Annotated in this window: 13 protein-coding genes; 6 read left to right on the forward strand and 7 right to left on the reverse strand. The window is 62.9% G+C overall.

Annotation, left to right across the window (positions count from 1 at the left end):
* Position 1: 1 nt before the first annotated feature.
* The 3 genes from AC244Q_RS21345 (at position 2) to AC244Q_RS21355 (ending at position 4,209) form a co-directional block, all read left to right on the forward strand.
* Complete coding sequence (locus AC244Q_RS21345) at positions 2-757, forward strand: DUF1028 domain-containing protein (RefSeq protein WP_012759399.1); 756 nt, start codon at positions 2-4, stop codon at positions 755-757.
* A gap of 23 nt (positions 758-780) precedes the next feature.
* The gene (locus AC244Q_RS21350; RefSeq protein WP_128406546.1) at positions 781-2,619 is read left to right on the forward strand and encodes an ABC transporter ATP-binding protein; all 1,839 of its coding nucleotides are present in this window, start codon (positions 781-783) and stop codon (positions 2,617-2,619) included.
* 255 nt (positions 2,620-2,874) lie between these two features.
* Positions 2,875-4,209 (forward strand): glucoamylase family protein, encoded by a 1,335-nt coding sequence (locus AC244Q_RS21355; RefSeq protein ID WP_012759401.1) that lies wholly within the window; start codon positions 2,875-2,877, stop codon positions 4,207-4,209.
* Positions 4,210-4,334: 125 nt separating this feature from the next.
* On the opposite strand, the gene AC244Q_RS21360 is transcribed toward AC244Q_RS21355, so the two are convergent.
* The 6 genes from AC244Q_RS21360 to hglS form a co-directional block, all read right to left on the reverse strand.
* On the reverse strand, positions 4,335-5,372 hold the full coding sequence (locus tag AC244Q_RS21360; RefSeq protein ID WP_012759402.1) for an ABC transporter ATP-binding protein: 1,038 nt from the start codon (positions 5,370-5,372) through the stop codon (positions 4,335-4,337).
* Positions 5,369-7,036 carry an ABC transporter permease gene (locus tag AC244Q_RS21365; protein ID WP_113546733.1) on the reverse strand — a complete coding sequence of 556 codons (1,668 nt, stop codon included), beginning with the start codon at positions 7,034-7,036 and terminating at the stop codon, positions 5,369-5,371. Before AC244Q_RS21365 ends, AC244Q_RS21360 begins: the two co-directional genes overlap by 4 nt.
* A 149-nt stretch (positions 7,037-7,185) precedes the next feature.
* The gene (locus AC244Q_RS21370) at positions 7,186-8,202 is read right to left on the reverse strand and encodes an iron ABC transporter substrate-binding protein (protein WP_026157504.1); all 1,017 of its coding nucleotides are present in this window, start codon (positions 8,200-8,202) and stop codon (positions 7,186-7,188) included.
* A gap of 212 nt (positions 8,203-8,414) precedes the next feature.
* The gene (gene amaB / locus AC244Q_RS21375; RefSeq protein ID WP_128407297.1) at positions 8,415-9,953 is read right to left on the reverse strand and encodes an L-piperidine-6-carboxylate dehydrogenase; all 1,539 of its coding nucleotides are present in this window, start codon (positions 9,951-9,953) and stop codon (positions 8,415-8,417) included.
* A gap of 45 nt (positions 9,954-9,998) precedes the next feature.
* A complete protein-coding gene (locus tag AC244Q_RS21380; protein WP_012759406.1) occupies positions 9,999-11,282 on the reverse strand; it encodes an NAD(P)/FAD-dependent oxidoreductase in 1,284 nt (427 codons plus the stop codon).
* Between the two features lie 68 nt (positions 11,283-11,350).
* On the reverse strand, positions 11,351-12,781 hold the full coding sequence (gene hglS / locus AC244Q_RS21385) for a 2-oxoadipate dioxygenase/decarboxylase HglS (protein WP_113546732.1): 1,431 nt from the start codon (positions 12,779-12,781) through the stop codon (positions 11,351-11,353).
* 84 nt (positions 12,782-12,865) lie between these two features.
* Here hglS and AC244Q_RS21390 point away from each other — a divergent pair, with 84 nt between their 5' ends.
* The 3 genes from AC244Q_RS21390 (at position 12,866) to AC244Q_RS21400 (ending at position 15,506) form a co-directional block, all read left to right on the forward strand.
* The gene (locus tag AC244Q_RS21390; RefSeq protein ID WP_017995476.1) at positions 12,866-13,774 is read left to right on the forward strand and encodes a LysR family transcriptional regulator; all 909 of its coding nucleotides are present in this window, start codon (positions 12,866-12,868) and stop codon (positions 13,772-13,774) included.
* Positions 13,775-13,842: 68 nt separating this feature from the next.
* On the forward strand, positions 13,843-14,079 hold the full coding sequence (locus tag AC244Q_RS21395) for an Lrp/AsnC ligand binding domain-containing protein (protein WP_012759409.1): 237 nt from the start codon (positions 13,843-13,845) through the stop codon (positions 14,077-14,079).
* A 248-nt stretch (positions 14,080-14,327) separates the two neighbouring features.
* Positions 14,328-15,506, forward strand: coding sequence for a glycosyltransferase family 4 protein (locus tag AC244Q_RS21400; RefSeq protein WP_017995478.1), 1,179 nt, complete (start codon positions 14,328-14,330; stop codon positions 15,504-15,506).
* A 124-nt stretch (positions 15,507-15,630) separates the two neighbouring features.
* On the opposite strand, the gene AC244Q_RS21405 is transcribed toward AC244Q_RS21400, so the two are convergent.
* Positions 15,631-18,942: an oligosaccharide flippase family protein gene (locus AC244Q_RS21405; protein WP_128407298.1), complete on the reverse strand. Its 3,312-nt coding sequence runs from the start codon at positions 18,940-18,942 to the stop codon at positions 15,631-15,633.
* Positions 18,943-18,982: the final 40 nt, after the last annotated feature.

The raw sequence follows: 18,982 nt of genomic DNA on the forward strand, positions 1-18,982 counted from the left end.
CATGACCTGGTCTATCGTCGCCCGTGATCCCTCGACCGGTCATCTCGGCATTGCCGTCGCGAGCCGCTTCTTTGCCGTCGGCGCCCTGGTGCCGCATATTCGCGGCGGCATCGGCGCCGTTGCTACCCAGGCCTTCGTCAGCCCGCTTTACGGCGTCGACGGCCTGTCGCTGCTGGCTGCAGGCAAGGCGCCGGAGGAGATCATCACCCAGCTCACTGGGCGTGACGCCGGCCGCAATCAGCGGCAGTTGCACCTCATCGATGCGAAGGGGCGCAACGCCGCCTTCACCGGTCCCGCATGCATCGACTGGGCGGGGCATCTGATCGACGAAAACGTCTCGGTCGCCGGCAACATGCTCGCGGGTCCCGACGTCGTCGCCGAAACACTTGCCACCTACAACAAGGCAATGGACAAGCCGCTGGCCGAACGCCTGCTGCTGGCGATGCAGGTAGGCGAGGATGCCGGCGGCGACAAGCGCGGCAGGCAGTCCGCCGCCCTCATCATCCATCGCGACCAGGATTATCCGTGGCTCAGCCTCCGCGCCGACGATCATCCCGATCCGCTCGCCGAACTTGTTCGCCTGCACGCGGTGGCGGGTGAACGTTACCTGCATGTCGCCGAGACGATGGCGACGCGGCAAAATCCGAACGGCATGACGGACAGGCGCGAGATCGATGAAAAGATCGCGGCGCTGGAAGCGGCCCGCATTGCTGAAGGCAGGCCTTCGGCCTCCTTCGCCACGCCTTTGAAGACGTGAACCAGATAGAACAAGGCAACGACATGCTTGATGTTTCTTCAGCCCCCGCCTCCCCGGTTCTCTCGGTCAGGAACCTGACGACCTCCTTCCTCGTCGATGGCGACTGGAAGCCGGTGGTGCGCGACGTCTCCTTCGACGTCATGCCAGGCGAGACGGTGGCTATCGTCGGCGAAAGCGGCTCGGGCAAGAGCGTCACCTCCCTTTCGATCATGCGGCTTCTCGCCAAGGGATCGAGCCGCATCGATGGCGCCATCACCTTGAACGGCAAGGATGTTCTCACCCTTTCGGAAAAGGAGATGCGCCGGGTGCGCGGCAACGACGCCGCCATGATCTTCCAGGAGCCGATGACCTCCCTCAATCCGATCTTCACCATCGGCCGCCAGATCTCCGAAGCGCTGACCTGCCACGGCGATATCGGCAAGGCCGAGGCGCGGGCCGAAACCGTGCGCCTGCTGGAAAAGGTCCGCATCCCCAACGCCGCCTCGCGCTTCGACGAATATCCGCACCAGTTCTCAGGCGGCATGCGCCAGCGCGTGATGATCGCCATGGCGCTCGCCAGCCGGCCGAAATTGCTGATCGCCGATGAGCCGACGACAGCACTCGACGTGACGATCCAGGGCCAGATCCTCGACCTGATCAAGATGCTGCAGGAAGAAGAGGGCATGTCCGTTCTCTTCATCACCCACGACATGGGTGTCGTCGCCGAAATCGCCGACCGCACCATCGTCATGTATCGCGGCGAGGCGGTGGAAACCGGCACGACCGACGACATCTTCCATCGCGGCAGGCATCCCTATACCCGCGCTTTGCTCTCGGCCGTGCCGCGCCTCGGCTCGATGGCCGACCGGAAATGGCCGCTGCGTTTCCCAGTCGTCGATACCACGACCGGCGAACGCCGCGAGCCGATCGAGGTGGCCGATACCGTCGACCGCCGGCGAACACCGATCCTCGAAGTCAAGAACCTCGTTACCCGTTTCGACATCCGCGGCGGCCTGCTCGGCCGCAAGACCGGCGCGATCCATGCGGTCGAGGATGTCTCCTTCGATCTCCTCCAGGGCGAGACGCTGTCGCTCGTGGGCGAATCCGGCTGCGGCAAGTCGACCACCGGTCGCTCGATTACCCGCCTCGTCCAGCCGAACGGCGGCAGTGTCAGCCTCGACGGTTATGATGTGCTGAGCCTTGACGCGGCCAGTCTCAGACGGATGCGCCGCAGCATCCAGATGATCTTTCAGGATCCCTTCGCCAGCCTCAACCCGCGCATGACCGTCGGCGCGGCCGTCGCCGAACCCATCACCGAACACGGCCTCGGCACCGGCGCCCAGGCCCGCGACAAGGCGGCCGATCTTCTCGAACGCGTCGGGCTGAAACCCGATATGATGAAACGCTATCCGCATGAATTTTCCGGCGGTCAGCGCCAGCGCATCTGCATCGCCCGCGCGCTCGCACTCGATCCGAAGGTGATCGTCGCCGACGAAAGCGTTTCAGCCCTCGATGTCTCGATCAAGGCACAGGTCTGCAATCTGCTGATGGACCTGCAGCAAAGCCTCAACCTCGCCTTCCTGTTCATTTCTCACGATATGGCGGTGGTCGAGCGCGTCAGCCACCGCGTCGCGGTGATGTATCTCGGCGAGATCGTCGAGATCGGTCCACGTGCGGAATTGTTCAGCAACCCGCAGCATGCCTACACGAAGAAGCTGATGGCAGCTGTGCCGGTTCCCGACCCCTCACGGCGCGGCATCAAGCGCAACCTCGGAACCGACGAGCTCAAGAGCCCTGTCCGCCCGGTCGGCTACGTCGCGCCGCCACGCCGATACCGGGAAGTGACGGCAGGCCATCTGGTGAGGGTCGATGAAGCCGCCTGAACGCGAAAAAACCACTCTCCAAAGCATCAGGATAACAAGTATTGCGGGAAAATAACCCGCGCCGGTGGCGCGCGGACCGTCTTTTTTGCTGCACCGCTTATATGACTTCTGCTAGATATTATTTTGCCGATAATTATTAACGACCGATTCCACCCTTTTGTGTTCTCTTATCCTTGCGAATCAAAAAGGTTTGATTTGCCCGGGGACGGCCCCCATGTTGAAGCATGGGGCGATGCAACAGTTGGGTAGGAGCCTATGCTGCAACGGATTGAAGACATTGATGCAGCACTCGTCGACAGGCTGCAGCATTCGGCGTTCAAGTACTTCCTGAAATATACCAATCCCGAAAATGGCCTGGTGGCGGATACGTCGATCGGCGGGGTTCCGTGCAGCATCGCAGCCGTCGGCTTTGCGCTTTCCTCTTATCCTGTTGGTGTCGAGCGTTTATGGATCAGCCGCGAGGAGGCAGCCGAACGCACGGTCAACACGCTGCGGTTCTTTGCCGAGGCGCGCCAGGGCGAGGAACGCCACGCGACCGGCCACCGCGGTTTCTTCTACCATTTCCTGCACATGGATACCGGCCATCGCGCCTGGAACAGCGAGCTTTCGACCATCGACACGGCGCTGCTCGTCGCCGGCATCCTGACGGCTGCGCAATATTTCAATCGGGAAGACGACGAGACGGAAACCGAAATCCGGGAACTCGCGACCTTCATCTACGAGCGCGTCGACTGGCGCTGGGCGCTGAACAAGGGCGACACCATTGCCATGGGTTGGAAGCCCTCTTCCGGCTTCTTGCGCTGGCGCTACCATGGCTTCGACGAGGCGATCATCCTCTATACGCTGGCGCTCGCTTCGCCGACGCACCCGATACCGCAATCGAGCTACGACGCCTTTACGTCAAGCTATTCCTGGATGCTGCATGGCGAGCAGTCCTATCTCTATGCCGGGCCGCTGTTCATCCACCTGTTCTCGCATGCCTGGATCGATTTCCGCACCATTCAGGACAAGCCGATGGCGGAGCGAAACTGGGACTATTTCCGCAACACGCAGGTGATGATCAACGTCCAGCGTGACTATGCCGAACGCAATCCCGGCCAGTTCGTCGGCTACAACAGGAATATCTGGGGTTTCTCTGCCTGTGACGGCCCGCCGCCGACACGGCGCATGCGTGGCGGCCGCCAGCCGAAGGTTCTGGGTTACGCCGCCCGCGGAGCGCCGCTCGGCCCGGATGACGGCACGATCGCACCCTGGGCAGCCCTTGCCTGCCTGCCCTACGACAAGCAGGCGGCTCTCGACGGCACCAAGGCGCTTCTGACCACCTATCCGAACCTGCTCTTGGAAGGCGGTTTTCCCGGCGGCTTCAATCCGACGGTCAAGACCAAGCGGCCGGAAGGCTGGGTCGACGACCGCACCGTCGGCATCGACCAGGGCCTTGTCGTCATGACCATCGAGAACGACCGTTCGGATTTCATCTGGAAACTGATGCGGCAATCGCCGGTCATCCGCCTCGGGCTCGAGCGCGCCGGCTTTACCGGTGGCTGGCTCGAAGGCATCGAGCCCGAAGAAGTGGTACGCAAGGTCGGCTAGGTCCAGAGCATGCCGCGCAAAAGTGTACAGCGGTTTTGCGACAACGACATGCGTAAAAACAAAGGCCTAAAGTGCGAGGAGCGAATCTGAAAGATCGTGACGCGCTTTAGAGCTGTCGCATGGTATCAGTTCTCGAAGACATGCGCCTTGCCGGCGATATCGAGGCGAACGAGGTCTCCCCGCGCCGGAAGAGCGACGCTCGAGGTCTTGATAAGGATCGGCGGCAACGCCACACCTTCGAGCGAGACGGCGACGGTGCAGACTGCGCCGCCGAATTCCACTTCGACGACACGCCCGCCATAGTTGCGATCGCCTTCATCGGCAACGACGCGAATCTGCTCGGGACGCAGCATGATCTCCGCCTTGCCCTGACGGCTGCCTTCGACGGCGACATGGCCAAGGGCGCAGTCTGCCAAGCCGTTGCGGATGATGGCGGGAAGCAGCACGGCATCGCCGAGAAACAGTGCCGTCTCGCGATCGCGCGGATGCAGGTACAAGGATTGCGGCGACCCGGCCTGGATCAGCCGTCCCTCCCTCAGAACCGCGACCTGATCGGCAAAGGTCAGAGCCTCTTCCTGATCATGGGTGACGAGAATGGTGGTGATGCCGGCCGCCTGCAGCACGCGCGCAACCGCCTTGCGCATATTTTCACGCAGGCCGGTATCGAGTGCCGAGAAAGGTTCGTCGAGCAGCATCAGCCGCGGCTTACGGCCGAGCGCGCGGGCGAGCGCCACGCGCTGCTGCTGCCCGCCGGAAAGCTGATGCGGACGCCGCGCCAGCATGCCGCGGTCGAGTTCGACCATATCGAGCAACTCGACGATGCGCTTCTCGCGATCGGCTGCCCTTCGTTCGAAGCCGAAGCCGATATTTTCTGCAACGCTTAAGTGCGGAAACAGCGCGCCGTCCTGCGAGACGATGCCGATGCCGCGTTTATGCGCCGGTACTGTCGCCGGACCGTCCGCGAGCAGGTCGCCGTCCAGCGTCACCCTGCCGACATCGGGTTGCTCGAAGCCGGCAATGATGCGCAACAGCGTCGTCTTGCCTGAACCGGACGGGCCGACGACGGCCGTGCGGCTTCCGGCCGAGACTTCGAGCGAAATATCCTTCAGCGCCTGGACGGGGCCATAGCGCTTGCTGATGTTTTCGATCGTGAGCAGCGTCATTGGCCGGCGGTCCGTTTCGATTGGGTATAGAGCATCAGGGTGAGCGGCAGTGACAGCACGACCATCATGAAGGCGTAGGGGGCGGCCGAGACATAATCGATCTCGCTGGTCAGCGACCAGAATTTCGTCGCCAGCGTGTCGACGCCGTTGGGCGACAGCATCAGTGTCGCCGTGAGTTCATTGGTGATGCCGAGTGCGGCCAGCGCGACGCTGGCAGCCGCTCCGGGTGCGGCAAGCCGCATGGTGATCTGCCGCACCGCCTGGCCCGGGGTGCGGCCGAGACCCATCGCGGCGCGCTCCAGTTCCACCGGCGCTTGGGCGATGCTGGCACGCAGCCCGACCATGGCGCGCGGCAGGAAAAGCATCACATAGGCGACGAGCAGCGTTGCGAAGGTCTGATAGAGCGGCAGCACGAGACGCACGGTGATGGTCACCAGCGCCAGCGCCACGACGACGCCCGGCAGCGAGCCGACATAATAGTGGCAGGCTTCGAGCACGCGCTGGAGGCGGCCGGGCGCCCGCACGGAAAGCCAGGCCATCGGTGCTGCCGCAATCGTCGCCAGCACGCCGCCGACGACGGCAAGCACGATCGTCTGCAGGAAGGCGCTGCCGACCTCGATGCGCCAGATATCGGTGCCGCCGAGATAGAGCCAGCGGCCAAGCGTCACCAACGGGACGCCGAGCGTCAGAACCGCCAGGAGGACAGGCAGCAAAACGGCGGGCACCACCAACCAGCCCAGGCGGCGGCGGTCCGTCGGGCGTGGCGAACCCGCGCCGACGCGGGCATAACGTTCGTTGCCGCGCACCAACACCTCGAATCCGAGCAGAAAAAGACAGCAGGCGACGAGCACGCCGCCGAGCATGTTGGAGGCCGGGCTGTTGTAGGAGGACTGGAACTGGTCGACGATCGCCGTCGCGAACGTGTCGAACCGGATCATCACGAACAGGCCGTACTCCGAAAGCAGATGCAGCGCGATCAGCAGAGAACCGCCGCAGATGGCGAGCCTGAGCTGCGGCAGCACGGCGCGGAAGAAGACGCGCCAGGGATTGAGGCCCAGCGAGGCCGCGGCATCCTCGATAGCCGGATCGAGACGGCGCAGCGCTGCGGCGACCGGCAGGTAGAGGAACGGATAATAGGCGATGACCGAGACGAAGACACCGCTCTGCGGGCCGCGCATGCCGGGAACGAGGCTGACCCAGGCATAGCTGTGCACGAAGGCAGGCACGGCGAGCGGAGCGATCGCCAGCCAGGCCCAGAGCCGGCCGAAAGGAATGTCCGTCCGCTCGGTCAGCCAGGCGAGCGTCACCGCAAGCGCGATCGACACCGGGATGGTGATCGATTCCAGAAGGACCGTATTGACGAGAAGTTCGCCGACGCGTGGCCGGAAGACCAGGGCCTTCACCGTTTCCCAGCCGACATCGTAGGTTACCCAGCCGATGAAGCCGAGCGGCACGAGACTGAAGATCGCGACGACGGTTGCGAGGAGGATCACCGAAGCGTGCGGCATGCGTCCGCGCGGCAAAGCCATTCGCGTGGCCCTCGGCGCGACCGGCGCCTGGTTGCCGGATGCGAGCAATCTGTTGTCCTGCAGCAAGGCCGATGCCTTTACACGCTGAAAAAGGAAGGCAACCGCCTTTGAAAGGCGGTTGCCGGATATCGTCATGCCCTAAGGTTTTCTTGAGCCAAATGCAATAGTTTTGGCCGGAAGACGCCTGCGGCAGAAAGGTCTAAGCATGTCGCGCAAAAGTGTGCCGCGGTTTTGCGACGACGACATGCGGAAAACGAAAGATCTAAAGTGTGGCGCGCCACGCTTTAGATCAGGCCGGCAGCCGTCATCAGCTCCACGACTTTCTTGCTGTCGAGGGTCGAAGCTTCGACCTTCGGGGCATTGAGATCGGCAAGCGGAGTGAGCTTGTCGTTGGAGGGCGCATCCTTGCCGATGGCATATTCATAGGAATCGCCGTCCTTGAGGACTGCCTGGCCGGCCTTGCTTGTCAGGAACTTCAGGAAAGCCTGGGCTTCCTTCATGTGCTGCGTGGACTTCAGGATGCCGCCACCCGAAACGCTGACGAAAGCGCCCGGATCCTGGTTCTTGAAGTAGTGCAGACCAACATTCTTGCTGTTCTCGCCTGTTTTGGCCTGATCGCCGAACCAATAATAGTGATAGATAACAGCGCCTTCGACTTCGCCTGAATTGACGGCCTTCATCGCGACGCTGTTGCCCTTGTAGGGCGTGGCATTGTCTTTCAGGCCCTTCAGCCATGCCTTGGTGGCATCTTCGCCCTTGAGCTGCAGCAGGGCAGCGACGATGGCCTGGAAGTCTGCACCGGCAGGTGCTGCACCCCAGCGGCCCTTCCAGGCGGGATCTGCCAGATCGAGCATCGACTTCGGCAGCTTGTCTTCGGTGAGCTTGGTCTTGTCATAGGCAAAAACGGTGGTACGGGCGGCAATGCCGGTCCACATGCCGTCAGCCGGGCGATACTGATCCGGAACCTGATCCAGCGTTTCCTTTTCGATGGGGGCGAAGAGGCCCGCGCCATCGACCAGCGTCATTGCCGGCGAATTTTCGGTCAGGAAGACATCCGCCGGGGAGGCGTCGCCTTCCTGGATGATCTGGTTGGCGAACTGCATGTCGCTGCCCTGGCGCATGGTGACCTTGATGCCGGTCTCCTTGGAGAAGGCGTCGATCCATTCGCGGCCGAGGCTTTCGTGCTGGGCATTGTAAACGACGAGACCTTCGTCCTGCGCTTGGGCGCTGCCTGCGAGCGCGGTGGCGGAGAGAAGCGAAGCGGCAAGCGCGAGCGAAAAACGGTTAAGAGCAATTTTCATGATGGCCTCCGTGACGATGTCACCCGAGCTCTCCAAGGGCGATGAGAGGCGTATATTTTTCCTGACTGCCGATTTCAAGTTTGGCTTGGTCGGAAAAGCCATCACAATATCTTGACTAAATATTTCATATTACAGGGGAATAAATCTCGATTTGGCAAAAAAGGCGGCGCTTCCCGAGCGCCGCCTCTCTTTTGCAGCCTTTTGCCGCCAGCTTATTCGACGTCAAACTTGACGCCCTGCGCCAGCGGCAGCGTCCTGCCGTAATTGATCGTGTTGGTGGAGCGGCGCATATAGGCCTTCCAGGCATCCGAGCCGGATTCACGGCCGCCGCCGGTCTCCTTCTCGCCGCCAAAGGCGCCGCCGATCTCGGCGCCCGATGGCCCGAGGTTGACGTTGGCGATGCCGCAATCCGAACCGCGGGCGGAGACGAAGGTTTCGGCCTCGCGCATGTCGTTGGTGAAGATCGACGACGACAGCCCCTGCGGCACGGCATTGTGCAGCGCCAGCACCTCGTCGAAATCGCTGTATTTCATCACATAGAGGATCGGCGCGAAGGTCTCGTGCTCCACCGGTCCGGTCTGATCAGGCATTTCCACGAGCGCCGGGCGAACGTAGAAAGCCTCGGTCGAACCGCTTTCGACGCGGTCGCCTCCGGTCACCGTGCCGCCGGCCGACTTCGCCTCGCCAAGCGCTGCCTGCATGTTTTTAAAAGCCTGGCCGTCGATCAACGGTCCTACAAGCGTGCCGGTTTCGAGCGGATTGCCGATGGTGACGGAGCCGTAGGCCTTCTGCAGTCTAGGCACCAGCTGATCGTAGACGCTCTCGTGGACGAAGAGACGGCGCAGCGTCGTGCAGCGCTGGCCGGCCGTACCCATGGCGGAGAAGGCAACGCCGCGCAGCGTCAGGTCGAGATCGGCCGACGGGCAGACGATCGCCGCATTGTTGCCGCCGAGTTCGAAAATGGCGCGGGCAAAACGCTGCGACAGGCGCGGACCGACGGCGCGGCCCATGGCCGTCGAGCCGGTGGCGGAAACCAGCGGGATCTTCGGATGATCGACCAGCACTTCGCCGACCTCGCGGCCGCCGATGATCAGCGTCGACAGATTGGCCGGTGCGCTACCGCCCTCGGCGACGAAACGCTTCAGCGCCTTTTCGAACAGCGCCTGCACGGCAAGCGCCGTCAACGGCGTCTTTTCCGAGGGCTTCCAGACGGTGGAATTGCCGCAGACCATCGCAAGTGCGGCATTCCACGACCAGACGGCAACAGGGAAGTTGAAGGCGGAGATGATGCCGATCACGCCGAGCGGATGCCAGCTTTCCATCATCCGGTGCTCGGATCGCTCAGTGGCGATCGTCAGGCCGTAAAGCTGACGGGAAAGGCCGACCGCGAAATCGCAGATGTCGATCATCTCCTGCACTTCGCCCAGACCTTCCGAAGTGATCTTGCCAACCTCGATCGAAACGAGACGGCCGAGCGCCGCCTTGGAGGCGCGCAGTTCCTCGCCCAGCAGGCGGACCAGTTCGCCGCGCTTCGGCGCCGGCACGGCACGCCATTCGAGGAAGGCCTGATGCGCCGCTTCGATCGCCGCCTTCGTCTCGGAAACGGAATGTTCCCTGAGTTTGCCGATTTCCTTGCCGGTGACCGGCGAGGTGACGGCAAGCGTGCCGCCGTGATAGCGGCCGGCATCGACGCCGAGTTCGGCAAGCAGCTTGGCGGTTTCGGTGGCGAGATCGAGGACGGCGATGGTCATTGTCGTGTTTCCAATCTTATTATTCTCAGAAGCGTGCATCGCTTCTCAGAAGCGGGCATCGGCGAAATGGGCGACCTGAGCGCCGGCTTCGTACCATATTTCCTTGAGTGCACGGAAGCTTGGCTCGGTGGGCGAAGTCAGCGGCAACGGCAGATCGGCTTCCGGAAGCCGGCCGAGGATATGCTCCGCCAGCGTACGGCCGAAGACCGTACCGGGGGCAATGCCGCGGCCATTGTAGCCCGAAAAGCCGACGACACCAGGTGCGAACTTGTGGAAGCGCGGCAGCGCATTGTCGGTCATGCCGATCTGGCCATACCATTCACACTCGAATTCGACGTCGCCGATTACAGGGAAGAGCCGCTTCAATGCGCGTTTGGCCCAGCCCTTGTGTACGGCCAGTCCGGTATTGCGCAGCGCCCCGACACTGCCGAAAACGAGACGGCCGGCCTGGTCCATGCGGAAGGAGGAGAGGATTTCCTTGGTATCCCATGCGCCTTCCCGCCCAGGCAGGATCGACTGGCGCAGATTGTGGCCCAGCGGCACGGTGGCGAAATTGAAATAGGGCAGATGCACCTGTTCGCTGCGCACCTGTTCCCACGGGCCGGTGCTGTAGGCATCCGTTGCAACGATGATCCACTCCGCGCTGACCTCGCCGCTTGCCGTCTTCACGGTCCAGCGGCTGCCATTGCGCTCCGTCGCGATGACCGGGCTGGATGTGTGAATGGCGACGCCGGCCTTGACGGCGGCATGGGCAAGGCCGCGCGCATAGGCAAGCGGCTGCAGCGTGCCGGCGCGTTTGTCGAGCAGCGAACCCGAATAGGCATCGCTGCCGATGCGTTTTGCCGTCTCCGCCGCGTCGAGCAGCGTCACGGCTGCGCCGCGGGCAGACCATTGCGCCGCGCGATCCTCGATCTCCTTCAGACCGCCCGCGCCGACCGCGCAATGCAGCGTGCCGTTCCGTTCGAGTTCGCAGGCAATCTGATGTTTGTCGATCAGCTCCATGACCAGCTTCGGCGCATTGCCGAGCAGATCGAGCAGACGTTCGCCATGCACCGGGCCGAGCACGCCGGGCAGATCGTTCGGCATCACCCACATGCCGGCATTGATCAGCCCGACATTGCGCCCGGCACCGCCGAAGCCGATCTCCTTCGCCTCCAGCAACACCACCTTCGACCCGGCTTCGGCAAGATGCAGGGCGGAAGAGAGGCCGGTGTAACCGCCGCCGACGATGACGACGTCGGCCGATACCGCGCCGTCGAGAGGCGAGGTCGTCGGCGCTTCGGGCGCTGTCTTTTCCCAGAGGCCGTGGGAGCGCGGATCATTCAGCATGGCTCAGTCCGATCAGAGCGAAATCGCGGATACTCTAATGCAAAAAAGAAAGTGTTGAACCTGCCATTTCACGCAACGGTCTTCAACGGCAGGCCCGCAAGGCCGAGCGCGGCCAGCGCCGAATCCAGCGATGCGGCCTGGCGTTCGGCGTAAAGCGCCAGCTCGTCCTGAACGGTAGCACCGAGTGCTGCCTCGAAGGCGTCACGGTTCGAGCGGGTCGCATAGTTCTGCTGCTGGTCAGTACCGAGGTTCGACTGGAAGATGCCGGCCGCGCTGACGGGCAGGAAGTCTTCGTAGACGATCGGGGTGAAGGCGAGATAACCCTTGGCGATCAGCGCCTCCGGATCGCCGGGCAGCGTGCTGCCGGCCGCGGCGACAATGCCCGCAGGCGTCGCGGAATAGCGGAAGAAGGCCAGACCCGCCCTGCGCAGCTCGTCCCAACTATCCGGCAGTGCCTTGAAACGCGCAGCGAGTTCGTGATCGTAGGCGCCGGCCTTGGCGCCGCCGGCGCCCACCTGCACCTCGCCGCGAACCGAGGCGAGCAGTTGGTCGTAGAGCACCCGGCCCTTCGCCGTCAACGCCACGCCGCGCTGTTCGATCTCCCCGAAGCGGGCGGTATGTGTCCCTTGAATCGCACCGTCATCATCGGAAAAGGCGATCGTTTCTTCCAGCGCCTTGAAGCTCGTCTGTCGCAGCAGGATATCGCAATGACGGCGCGGCGGCCCTTCGATGACAGCCTTCGGCGTGATGCCGCGTTCCGGCATGCGGGCCTGGACGGCGTCGATATCGAGCGTGCGCGGCGTCAGATGGTTGATGTGCGGTCCCTTGAAGCTGACGACGTCGGCGATCAGCCGATGGGCGTCGTGCAGGCGCTTGTAGGTGTCGGCGCTGACTGTCGCTTCGCCATGCCAGCGGAAGGTTTCCAACGCCTCGGCGACGAATTCCGTCGCTTCCGCCTCGGTCAGGCCGCGGTTCTGCTCGTGGCGCTCGATCAGCGCGACGGCGCGCGGCGTGTAGATCCGCCGTTTCGCCAGAATGGCTTCGGCTTCGCCGCGCAGCCCTTCGTCCTCGATCAGTTCCAGTCGCAGCAGCGAGGTGAAGACGCGGAATGGATTGACGTTGAGTGCTGCCTCGTCGATCGGCCGGAAGCTGGTGGAATGAACCGGCACGCCGGCGACCGAAAGATCGTAGTAGCCGACCGGCTGCATGCCCATGACCGCAAACAGCCGGCGGATGGTGAAAAGCTCGTCGGCCGTACCGAGCCTTATAGCGCCGTGACGCTCGACATCGATGCGCTCCAGCTCGCCGGCGCGGGCCAGGCGATCGCGCAGGTCAGGATCGTTTTCGAGGCAGCCGGCATTCACATCCGCCACCAGTTCGATCAGCGTGCCGTATTGCGGCACCTCCGCCCGGTACATCTGCGACATCGACTCGGTAAACAGTGATCGGATGCGGTCTGGGGAAACGAAGGCTTGCGGCATTGGGAAACTCCGGCTCATTCCGTTTTTGCAGGATGAACCTCTTTACACGCGCCAGAAAGCGGCAAATATCGCTATTTCGGAAATAGCCCATTCTGAAACGGAATGACCATGCTGACGTCTAGACGTTTTCTGCCATCGATCTCGCATCTCGCCGCCTTCGAGGCGGTTGCCCGCACCGGCAGCGTGACGGCAGCGGCGCGCGAACTCGATCTGACGCAGAGCGCCGTCAGCCGCCAGGTCAGCGCGCTGGAGGAGCAGCTTGGCGTCGAGCTCTTCCTGCGCGAACGCCAGACCATGCGGCTGACGCTTGCCGGTGACGGATATGCCCGCGAGATTCGCGAAGCGCTGCGGCGGATATCGAGCGCCTCGCTGAACCTGCGCGCCAATCCGCATGGCGGCACGCTCAATCTCGCCATCCTGCCGACCTTCGGCACGCGCTGGCTGGCGCCGCGCCTGGGACGCTTTCTCGTCGCCAATCCCGGCGTGACCATCAATCTGGTGACCCGGCTTTCGCCTTTCGACTTTCGCCTCGATTCGATCGACGCCGCCATCCATTTCGGCCACCCGCACTGGCCGGGCGCCGAACTCGCGCTTCTGATGTCGGAGCGCACGGTGCCGGCCTGCAGTCCGGATTTTCTGAAGCGATATGCGATCAAAGCGCCAGAGGATCTGCTCGCTGCTCCGCTTTTGCACCTGACGACGCGCCCTGACGCCTGGGAGCAATGGTTCGCCGGCAACGGCGTTTCCTTCGAAAATGTGCACGGCATGCTCTTCGATCAGTTCGCCACCGCCGCGCAGGCGGCGATCGCCGGCCTCGGCGTCGCCCTGCTGCCGACATTCCTGATGCAGGAGGAGATCAGGCGCGGCGATCTCGTCGCCGCTGTCGACCGTGAAATGGAGAGCCGCGAGCGCTATTATCTCGCCTTTCCGCCCGAGCGTGCCGATTATGCGCCACTTGCCGCCTTTCGCGACTGGATCGTCGCCGAAGCGGCCGCCAATCTGACTGCGTGACGAACGGCTTGCATCGGCATGGCGCTTTCGACCATTATGCGATCCAAACAACTTTGCAGGAAATCTCCATGAAGCCGATCTTCGTCCAGCTCCAATGCGCACCCGGCAAGACCTATGATGTCGCCGACGCCATCTACCAGACCGAACTGGTCTCGGAGCTCTATTCGACCAGCGGCGACTACGATCTGCTGCTGAAGGTCTATATCGAGGAAGGCCAGGATATCGGCAAATTCATCAACGACAACATCGCCAATATTCCCGGCATCATCCGCTCGCTGACGACGCTAACCTTCAAGGCGTTCTAGAGCAATTCCAGCAAAAGTGCGCAGCGGTTTTGCGTCCGGAATTGCGTGAAACAAAAGAGATAGAGCGTTTCCGTGATTCGAGAAAAACGGAAACGCTCTGAATCCCCGTCAGACACGGTTAACCTTTTTCGCGAAGAATCGCCTTGGCAGGACGTCGCCTAAACCGCGCCTTAACGCCGGGCATGTCTGGTCGTTGCTATCACGGGCCCGCGTCAGCGCAGGCCGGCACGTGCAGCGATAGGTGGAAAATGTCGATCGTCGAGGCAGATTGGGCGCGCGCGAAGCCGCAGTTGGAAACAGCCCCGCTGATCGTCCATGTCGTGCGCCAGTTCCTGCCCAACCGCGGCGGCCTCGAAGACGTGGTCGCCAATCTCGCCCGCCAGACGGTACGCCGCGGTTATCGCGTGCGCGTCGTCACGCTGGATTCGCTCTTCACCGCCCCAGAGGATAAGCTGCCGCCTCGCGAAGGTATCGACGGTATCGAGGTGGTGCGCATTCCCTGGTTCGGCACCAGCCGTTATCCGCTGGCGCCTGAGGTTTTCCGCCATCTCGCCGATGCCGATCTCGTCCATGTCCATGCCATCGACTTCTTCTTCGATGCGCTCGCCTGGGGCCGGCTGCTGCACGGCAAGCCGATGATCGTCACCACTCATGGCGGCTTCTTCCACACGCGGAAATACGCGACGATCAAGAAGATCTGGTTCCGGACGCTGACCCGCGCTTCGGCGATGGCTTACCGCCGCGTCGTCTGCTGCAGCGCCTCCGACCTCAAGCAGTTTTCCGAGATCGTGCCCGACAGCCTTCTGATCGAAAATGGCGCTGATATCGGCAAATTCGCCGACACCGCTTCGCGTCGGGCAAAGCGCCGCATCGTCACGATCGGCCGGTTTTCGGTAAACAAACGGCTGGATCACCTGCTCGATGCGATGGCCAAGCTGAAGACCCGCGACCCGGAATGGCATCTCGACATTGTCGGCGCCGAATCCGACCTGAACCGGGCGGATGTCGAAGGCGCAATCGAAAGCCGTCATCTTTCCGGCCGCGTCACCTTGCATGTGTCGCCCGAGAACGACACCATCCGGCGCATCATCGCAGAAGCCTCGCTCTTCGCCTCCGCCTCGGAATATGAAGGTTTCGGCCTGGTGGCGCTGGAGGCGATGAGCGCCGGCCTCCTGCCGGTGCTGAACGCCAACGATGCCTTTGCGACCCTTGCCGCCCGGCATCCCGCAATCATGCTTGCCGATTTCACCAATCCTGAGAGCGCCGCCACGGCGATCGAAGCGGCCTATGAAGGCCTTTCGCGCCAGCCGGAGACCGTTCGCACCGAGCTTCTCGACGCCGCCCGCGGCTATTCCTGGGATATCGTCGCCGGACGTTATATCGATCTCTACAGATCGCTTGATGTCGTTGCCGCGGAAAGCAGCTGATCCCGCCTAAAGCGCGCCGCGATCTTTCAGATTCGCTTGCCGGAATTCAGGTCTTTGTTTGCCGCATGTCTTCGGCGCAAAACCGCTGCCCACTTTTGCGCAACATGCTTTAGCTGAAATCCGGTCATGCTCTGGCGAGACGAATGATCTCGTCGAGCACGAATTTGCGCGATTGCGGCGGCGTCAGATTGTGGTCGGCATCCGGCAGCATCAGCAGGCGCACGTTCGGATAGCGGGCAAGCCTGGCGCCGCGCGGCCCGAAGTGGAAGTAGACATGGTCGAGCCCGACATCGCCCTCGCTGTAGATCAGCGTCAGCGGCACCTTGCGCTTGCCGAACAGCGCGAAGGAGTGCCGGACCTCGCGGGCGATATGGCGCCGGTCGGGAAGCAGCTCGAGCACCGGCGCGATCCACGGCGACAGCCGGCGGCCGGCGGCGATGACGATGTTCTGCAACGCCGAGACGACATCCACCTGGCCGCGCAGCAGCCGCTTCAGCGTGTCGAGCCGCGCCAGGCGCTGGCTGTAATCATCGAGGCTGCGGGGAACGGAGACGACATGCTCCCTGCGCACCGGCATGTCAGGATCCCAGTAATAGACGAACGGATTGATCGACACGACAGCCTTCAAGCGCTCGTCGGCAACGCCGGCGCGGAAGGCGACATAGCCGCCGCTGCATCGGCCGGCGACCATGACGGGGCCGGCGACGACGCTTTCGAGCAGGTCGAGCGCGGCGACCGCGTCCCCGGTCTGGGTATCCGAATAAAGCACCTGTTCCGGCGCATCCGGCCGCGGCGGGCTGTCGCCGACATTGGCGGAATCAAAGCGCAGCGAAACGACGCCTTGGCGGGCGAGCTCGCGCGCCATGTCTACCGTCGTCCGTCCCCAGCCGGCATGCCGGTCATAGGCTGTCGACAGGAAGAGCACGGCGTTACCCTTGATCTCGCCGAGCGGCCGGCTGACGACGCCGACGAGATGATTGTGGCTTCCGAAACGGACCGGCGTTTCCGCAAAATCATCGCCGGCAAGCAGCGGGTTGTCGATCGCCGCCGGCGAATGGGCGGCGGATGTCTGCGTCGTCGTTGTCTCCAGCCATGTCGTCAGCAGCCCGACGACAGCCATCGGCGTCTTGGCAAACAGCGGATTGGTGGCGAGCTCGTCATAGCCTTCGAAGGCCGTCTGCTCGACATCGGCGCCAAGCGCCTTCAGCGCATCGGCAAAGCCGGTATCGTCGGCCTTGGCAGGGCGTTCGAGGATCAGATAGCGGGAGGTCGCGAGCCCCTGCGGCGAGGCGATGTTGAGCTTGCCGAGCTCGGCAGCGATTTCCTCGGGCATGACGAGCCCGGCGATCTGCACCTTGGTGGTCTGGACATGCTCCTTGCCGAGGCCGAGATCGGCATCGATGATCTTGGACCACATGTTGAGTTCGCGCAGATAGGCCCGGCCGCTCAGTACCGGCGCCAGCATGACGAGGCTGTCGACGCCTTCGATCGAGGAACCGACGCGATGGGCAAGCGTCGCGCCGAGGCCCTGTGCGATGAGGATGATACGGTCGCAGCCGCTCAGCGACTTCAACTTGTCGGCGGCCGCGCGGATCGAATCTTCCCAGGTTTCCAGCCTCGCCGGCAGTGCGTCGAAATTAAGCGCATCGCCCGTGCCACGATAGTCGAAGCGCAGGCTCGGCACGCCGATATCCGAGAAGTGCTCGGCCGCGACGCGGAAGAATTTGCGGCTGCACATCTCCTCGAAGCCCCAGGGGCTGACGAAAAGCACGGCGGCCGAACGTTTCTTGGCGAGAGGATTTTCAGGCATGAACAGCCCGATCGTGCCCTCGAACACCACAGGCAGGGCGGCGCTGCGTCCCGCGCCCTCGGCCGGTTCCAGCGAGAATTCGCCGGGCGCGACCTTGGCGCGATCGGGATCGCCGGGAAGCCGTGGCGCGATGAAATTGATCGCCTGGCCGACCGGTCGCCGCAGCAGGGATGGCATCTTCTCGAGAATGGAGCGCATGACTTCGACATCCTCGCCTGGCACGGCGCGCAGCACCCGGAGTGCTGCAAAATAGGCGAATGCGCCGGCGATGATCGCGCCGACCAATCCGGCCGGACCATGGACGAATTCCAGCACGGAAATCGCTCCGCAAGCACACAGCACGGAGGCGAGCGTCACCTTCGTCAAGCTTGCGTAGAGACCCGAAAGCTGGGATCCGAATCCTGTCTGTCTGATCATCATCACCGACATCGCTACGAATACGAGGATGCGCACGAGTGCGGCACCCTCGGCCGCAAGCCTAGGTACGATCAGTAAACAACCCGCTACCATCAGTAGGCCACCTATCACACTGATGTTCAGGCGGGAGCGGGCCCTGTCCATCGACAGCAGGTAGAGGCTGAGGATCTGCATGAAGGTATAGGCGGGAGCAACAAGCGCAAGCAGCGCCACCACCGTCCCGCTGCGGCGGAACGCTTCGCCGAACACCACGAGCACCAGTTCGCTAGAGATCGCGGCAAGCCCGAGGCTCATCGGCAGCACGATATAGGCCATGCTGCGGGTAACGGCGGTAAAGACCTCGACCGGCAATGTCGAATCGTCGCTGCTGTGCCGTCGCTCGGAATAATAGGGCAGCAGGCTGCCGGTCATCTGGATCGGCAGTTGCAGCGCGATATTGGCGATCGACAGGCCGACGGCATAATAGCCGACCATCTCCACCGACCAGAACTGCTGCAGGAAGAGCAGCTCGAGCCGGTTGAGGAAAATGGAATCGATGATGAACTGGATCGACAGGATGACGGAGGAGGAGGCGAGATATTTCAGCGAGACCCCGCACCAGTCGCGCCGCGCCAGAAGGATCGGCAGCGTGGCGAAAAACAGCACCAGCTGGCCGAGCGCATAGCCGACGAGTACGCCTTCGACGCCGTAGAAAACGGCGCCGACGGCAACGCCGGCAAGCTGCACGATCGAGACGGCGACCGTCAGCTTAAAGAAGGCGCCCAGCTTCTTTTCGCCGATCAGGTAGAATTTGACGAAGGAACCGATCGCTTGGACGAAGAACAGCACGCCCGTGACCAGAGCGACGGATGGCGCCGTGTCGGCCCAGTGCATCTTTTCGGAGGTCAGGAAGAACAGCGCGTAGAGCGCCAGCAGCACGACGGTCGAGAACATCATGAAGCTGACGAGGATGGCGGCAAAACCTCGCCGGCGGCGCGCGTCGAAGCCTTCCGCCGAAAGTTGCGGCAATGTCTTCAGCAGCGTGATGCTGGAGCCGAGTTCGGCGATCGAGGCGCCGGTCACCACCAGCCAGAGCGAAAAGGCGACGATGCCGTTGGCTTCCGGCCCGAGCAACCGTGCGGTTATGATCGAGGAAACGAAGCCCGTCAGAAGCAGCAGCATGCCTGCCGCCCCGTTCATCACCGAGTTTGCGATAATACCCTTCGACATCTGTCCATCCGTCAGGATCGGCCTACCGCCGCATACCTGC

The sequence above is a fragment of the Rhizobium sp. CB2179 genome (assembly GCF_057653455.1).

Excerpts from the sequence above, each read along its gene's own strand:
- hglS (WP_113546732.1), bottom strand. The coding sequence starts at position 12,781 with ATGAGCCGGAGTTTCCCAATGCCGCAAGCCTTCGTTTCCCCAGACCGC.
- AC244Q_RS21380 (WP_012759406.1), bottom strand. The coding sequence starts at position 11,282 with ATGCTGAATGATCCGCGCTCCCACGGCCTCTGGGAAAAGACAGCGCCC.
- AC244Q_RS21405 (WP_128407298.1), bottom strand. The coding sequence starts at position 18,942 with ATGTCGAAGGGTATTATCGCAAACTCGGTGATGAACGGGGCGGCAGGC.
- AC244Q_RS21400 (WP_017995478.1), top strand. The coding sequence starts at position 14,328 with ATGTCGATCGTCGAGGCAGATTGGGCGCGCGCGAAGCCGCAGTTGGAA.
- AC244Q_RS21370 (WP_026157504.1), bottom strand. The coding sequence starts at position 8,202 with ATGAAAATTGCTCTTAACCGTTTTTCGCTCGCGCTTGCCGCTTCGCTT.
- AC244Q_RS21390 (WP_017995476.1), top strand. The coding sequence starts at position 12,866 with ATGACCATGCTGACGTCTAGACGTTTTCTGCCATCGATCTCGCATCTC.
- AC244Q_RS21365 (WP_113546733.1), bottom strand. The coding sequence starts at position 7,036 with ATGACGATATCCGGCAACCGCCTTTCAAAGGCGGTTGCCTTCCTTTTT.
- amaB (WP_128407297.1), bottom strand. The coding sequence starts at position 9,953 with ATGACCATCGCCGTCCTCGATCTCGCCACCGAAACCGCCAAGCTGCTT.
- AC244Q_RS21345 (WP_012759399.1), top strand. The coding sequence starts at position 2 with ATGACCTGGTCTATCGTCGCCCGTGATCCCTCGACCGGTCATCTCGGC.
- AC244Q_RS21355 (WP_012759401.1), top strand. The coding sequence starts at position 2,875 with ATGCTGCAACGGATTGAAGACATTGATGCAGCACTCGTCGACAGGCTG.
- AC244Q_RS21350 (WP_128406546.1), top strand. The coding sequence starts at position 781 with ATGCTTGATGTTTCTTCAGCCCCCGCCTCCCCGGTTCTCTCGGTCAGG.
- AC244Q_RS21395 (WP_012759409.1), top strand. The coding sequence starts at position 13,843 with ATGAAGCCGATCTTCGTCCAGCTCCAATGCGCACCCGGCAAGACCTAT.
- AC244Q_RS21360 (WP_012759402.1), bottom strand. The coding sequence starts at position 5,372 with ATGACGCTGCTCACGATCGAAAACATCAGCAAGCGCTATGGCCCCGTC.